Source organism: Kitasatospora sp. NPDC093558 (genome assembly GCF_040683475.1).
Lineage (GTDB): Bacteria > Actinomycetota > Actinomycetes > Streptomycetales > Streptomycetaceae > Kitasatospora.
Genome location: NZ_JBFBDY010000513.1, coordinates 1 through 4,641 on the forward strand (window position 1 = coordinate 1; position 4,641 = coordinate 4,641).

Here is a 4,641-nt window from a genome sequence, read left to right on the forward strand (position 1 = left end):
GGCCGTCCGGCGGGGCCGCCGGGCCGGGCGCGGGGGCGCCGTACCGGGTGCCGAGGGCGGCGCGCAGCGGGCGGGCGCCGGGGTGGAAGGCGAGCTCGGCCTCCAGCACGTGGCCGGTGGGCAGGGCGAGGTCGGGGGCCTGGCCGGGGCGGCCGAAGGCGAGCAGCAGGGCCGGGCGGCCGGTCTTGGCGCCGCGCAGCCAGAGCCGGCGGGTGGTGAGCCGGTCGTCGGAAGTGTCGCGATGGCCGAGGACGAGCCAGCGGTCGCGGACCGTCGGCCCGGCGAGCACGTCGGCGGTGTCCGTGGTGTAGCCGACCCTGGTCCGTACCGTCGCCGCCAGCTCGGCCGGGAGCTCGTCGATCCGGGTGGCGGCGGTGGCGAGCAGGTGGAGCATCGCGTACTCCTCCAGGAGCCGCTCCTGGGGGAGGCCGTCGAGCTCCCGGACCCGGGCGGCGAGGCCGGGCGCCTGGGCGTCGACCATCCGCGCGGCCACCTCCTCCCACGGCCCGGCGGTGCGGTCGGCCAGGCCGTGCCGGATCCGGTCGGCGAGCCGCAGCCGCAGCTCGGCCGCGCCGGCGGCGACCCGGGCGCCGCGCCGCTCGGCCCGGCGGCGGGCGGCGGCCGGATCGGCGGGGGCCGGGGCACCGCCGACGGGGGCCGCGGCGCGCTGCTCGGCGCGCTCGCGGCGGGAGTCGAGCCAGGCGGCCGCCCAGTCGGCGGGCTCCGCGGCGGGGACGGCCCGCGGGGTGCCGCTCCACAGCAGAAGGAGCCCGAGCGCGTGCTTGCACGGGAATTTCCGGCTCGGGCAACTGCACTGGTACGCGGGCGTGGCGAGCTCGACCACGGTGCGGTACGGCGTGCTGCCGCTGCCCCGGCACTCGCCCCAGACTGCCGCGCCGTCGGTGCCCGTGGCCGACCAGGGCGCGGGCGTGGAGAGCTTGCCGGCCGCCTTCTGCGACGCGGCGTCAGGCGCCAGGGACAGGACGTGTTCGGTGCTCCAGCGTTCCTCCATGGCACCGACCGTAGGCGGCACCACTGACACTCCCTCACCGTCCGCCGCGGATTGTCAGTGCCCGGGTGCAGGGTGGCTTCCGCAGGCCGGAGTTGCCCTCCCGTCACCCGCCGCCCCGCCGTCACCGTGCCCGGCGGCCGACCCGAAGGAGCCCCCCATGACCGACGTTCTGCGGCAGCACGCCGAGGACGCCTTCGCCGGTGAACTGGCCGCCCTGGCCGCGCAGGACGACCGGCCGCGCCCCGAGCGCTGGAAGCTCTCGCCCTGGGCCGTGGCGACGTACCTGCTCGGCGGCGAACTGCCCGACGGCACCCCGATCACGCCCAAGTACGTCGGCCCGCGCCGCATCGTGGAGGTCGCCGTCACGACGCTCGCGACGGACCGCGCGCTGCTCCTGCTCGGCGTGCCGGGCACCGCCAAGACCTGGGTGTCCGAGCACCTGGCCGCCGCGATCAGCGGCGATTCCACCCTGCTCGTGCAGGGCACCGCGGGCACCCCGGAGGAGGCCGTCCGGTACGGCTGGAACTACGCCCGGCTGCTCACCAACGGGCCCAGCCGGGACGCCCTGGTGCCCTCGCCGATGATGCGGGCGATGGCGGACGGCAAGCTCGCCCGGGTCGAGGAGCTCACCCGGATCCCGGCCGACGTGCAGGACAGCCTGATCACCGTCCTGTCCGAGAAGACGCTCCCGGTGCCGGAGTTGGGCTCCGAGACGCAGGCCGTGCGCGGCTTCAACGTGATCGCCACCGCGAACGACCGGGACCGCGGCGTCAACGAGCTGTCCAGCGCGCTGCGGCGCCGCTTCAACACCGTCGTGCTGCCGCTGCCGGCCTCGCTGGAGGAGGAGGTCGACATCGTCACCCGCCGGGTCAACCAGCTCGGCCGCTCCCTGGACCTGCCCGAACTGCCCGGCGGCGCCGAGGAGATCAGGCGGGTCGTGACGGTCTTCCGCGAGCTGCGCGCCGGGATCACGGTCGACGGCCGCACGAAGGTCAAGACGCCGGGCGGCACGCTGTCCACGGCCGAGGCGATCTCGGTGGTCACCAACGGCCTGGCCCTGGCCACCCACTTCGGCGACGGCGTCCTGCGCGCGGCGGACGTGACGGCGGGCATCCTCGGCGCCGTCGTCCGGGACCCGGTCGCGGACCGGGCGGTGTGGCGCGAGTACGTGGAAGGGGTGGTGCGCGAGCGCGACGGCTGGAAGGACTTCTACCGCGCCGCCCGCGAGGTGGCCGCATGACGTCCCCGGGCACGACCGCGCCCGGCACGACCACCCCGGACGTGACGCTGCTCGGCGTCCGTCACCACGGCCCCGGCTCGGCCCGGGCGGTGGGCGCCGCGCTCGCGCAGCTGGCGCCGGACGCGGTGCTGGTCGAGGGCCCGCCCGAGGCCGACGGCATCGTCGGGCTGGCCGCCGAGAAGGACATGGTGCCGCCGGTCGCGCTGCTCGCCCACGCGGTGGACGACCCGGCGCGGGCCGCGTTCTGGCCGTACGCCGAGTTCTCCCCGGAGTGGGTGGCGATCCGGTACGCGGTGGAGCGGGAGCTGCCGGTCCGTTTCATCGACCTGCCCGCCGCGTACGGCTTCGCCGCCGAGCCCGGAACCGCCGCCGGGCCCGAGCCCGCTGCCGGGCCTGGAACCGCCGACGACACCTCCGCCGACCCGATCGCCCTGCTCGCCGAGGCCGCCGGCCACGACGACCCGGAGCGCTGGTGGGAGGACGTCGTCGAGCACCGCACGCCCGGCGCGGACGCTCTGGCGCCGTTCGCGGCCGTCGCCGAGGCGATGGCGGCGCTGCGTGCGGAGGGCCTCGCCGAGTCCCGCCGGGACCTCGTCCGCGAGGCGTACATGCGCCAGCGGATCCGCGCCGCCCGCCGGGCCGGGCACCGGCGGATCGCCGTCGTCTGCGGGGCCTTCCACGTGCCCGCCCTCGCGCAGCTGCCGACCGTCGCCCACGACCGGGCGCTGCTCGCGGAGCTGCCGAAGAAGCCCAGGACGGACATCACCTGGGTGCCCTGGACGCACCGCAGGCTCGCCCAGTCCACCGGCTACGGCGCGGGCATCGAGTCGCCCGGCTGGTACCACCACCTGTACGCCGCCGCGGGCGATCCGGTGCCGCAGTGGCTCGCCCGCGCCGCCGAGCTGCTCCGCGCCGAGGACCACCCGGTCTCCTCCGCGCACGTCATCGAGGCGGTCCGGCTCGCCGAGACCCTGGCCGCCCTGCGCGGCCGCCCGCTGGCCGGGCTCACCGAGACGCTGGACGCCATCCGCGCGGTCATGTGCGACGGCTCCGACGTCGCCCTGGAGCTCGTCCGCGACCGCCTGGTGATCGGCGACGCCCTCGGCGAGGTCCCGGAGGCCGCACCCGCGGTGCCGCTCCAGCGCGACCTCGCCAGGCTCCAGCGCACGCTGCGCCTCAAGCCCGCGGCCGCGCCCCGGGACCTCGACCTCGACCTGCGCAAGGACACCGACGTCGCCCGGTCCCGCCTGCTGCACCGGCTGCGGCTGCTCGGCATCGAGTGGGGCGTGCCCGCGCGCTCCGCCGTCACCTCGACCGGCACCTTCCGGGAGAGCTGGCGGCTGTGCTGGCAGCCCGAGTTCGCGGTGCGGATCGCCGAGGCCGCCCAGTGGGGCACCACGGTCGAGGACGCGGCCACCGCCAAGGCCGCCGCCGCCCGCGCGGCCGCCGAACTCGCCGAGCTCACCGGCTTGGTGGAGACCTGCCTGCTGGCCGGCCTGGCCACCGCCCTGCCCGCCGTCATGCGGGTGCTCGCGGACCGCGCCGCCCTCGACACCGACGTCGCCCACCTGGCCGCCGCCCTGCCCGCCCTCGTCCGCGCGCTGCGCTACGGCGACGTGCGCGGCACCGACCACGGCGCGCTCGGCGAGGCCGCCACCGGCCTGGCCGACCGCATCTGCGTCGGCCTGCCGCCCGCGTGCGTCGGCCTGGACGCCGCGAGCGCGGCGGACCTGCGCGCCCGGCTCGACGAGGTGCACGGCGCGATCGGCCTGCTCGCCGCGGACGGCCTCGCCGACCGCTGGGCCGCCGCCCTGCACGCGGTCGCCCGCCACGAGCCCGCCGGGGGCCCCGCCACCGGAGCGCCCGGCCTGCTGCGCGGGCGCGCCGTCCGGCTGCTGCTGGACGACGGACGGCTCGACTCCGACGAGGCCGGCCGCCGGCTTCGCCTGGTCCTCTCCGCCGCGAGCGCGCCGGCGGACGCGGCCGGCTGGATCGAGGGCTTCCTCGCCGGCGGCGGCGCCCTGCTGCTGCACGACCCCCGGCTCCTCGCGCTGCTCGACGAGTGGCTGACCGGCGTCTCCGACGCGACCTTCACCGACGTCCTGCCGCTGCTGCGCCGCACCTTCAGCGGCCTGGAGGCGGGCGTCCGCAGCACCGTCGGCGCCCGGGTCGCGGCCGGCCCGCTCGACGCCGAGCCGTCCGGCGAGCCCGTCGGCGGTGAGCTCGACCGCGCCCGGGCCGACGCCGCCGTGCCGGTGGTGGCCCTCCTGCTCGGCGTCCGGCCGTCGATCCCCCGGCAGGCGTCCGGCCGCAACACCTGAGTCCCCAGCCCGTGAAGAAGCCCTGAAGAAGGAGGAGCTCATGACGACCACTAGCAGGACCGACCAAC

3 protein-coding genes are annotated in these 4,641 nt (G+C 77.6%); 2 read left to right on the top strand and 1 reads right to left on the bottom strand.

Annotation, left to right across the window (positions count from 1 at the left end; all coding sequences use genetic code 11):
• Positions 1-1,012, bottom strand: a 1,012-nt coding sequence (locus AB0O00_RS30340) for an SWIM zinc finger family protein (protein ID WP_363657181.1), incomplete at its 3' end; no start/stop codon positions are given.
• A gap of 157 nt (positions 1,013-1,169) precedes the next feature.
• Between AB0O00_RS30340 and AB0O00_RS30345 the strand changes: the two genes are divergently transcribed.
• Both AB0O00_RS30345 and AB0O00_RS30350 read left to right on the top strand, forming a co-directional pair.
• Positions 1,170-2,252: an AAA family ATPase gene (locus tag AB0O00_RS30345; protein ID WP_363657183.1), complete on the top strand. Its 1,083-nt coding sequence runs from the start codon at positions 1,170-1,172 to the stop codon at positions 2,250-2,252.
• Complete coding sequence (locus AB0O00_RS30350; protein ID WP_363657185.1) at positions 2,249-4,573, top strand: DUF5682 family protein; 2,325 nt, start codon at positions 2,249-2,251, stop codon at positions 4,571-4,573. Before AB0O00_RS30345 ends, AB0O00_RS30350 begins: the two co-directional genes overlap by 4 nt.
• Positions 4,574-4,641: the final 68 nt, after the last annotated feature.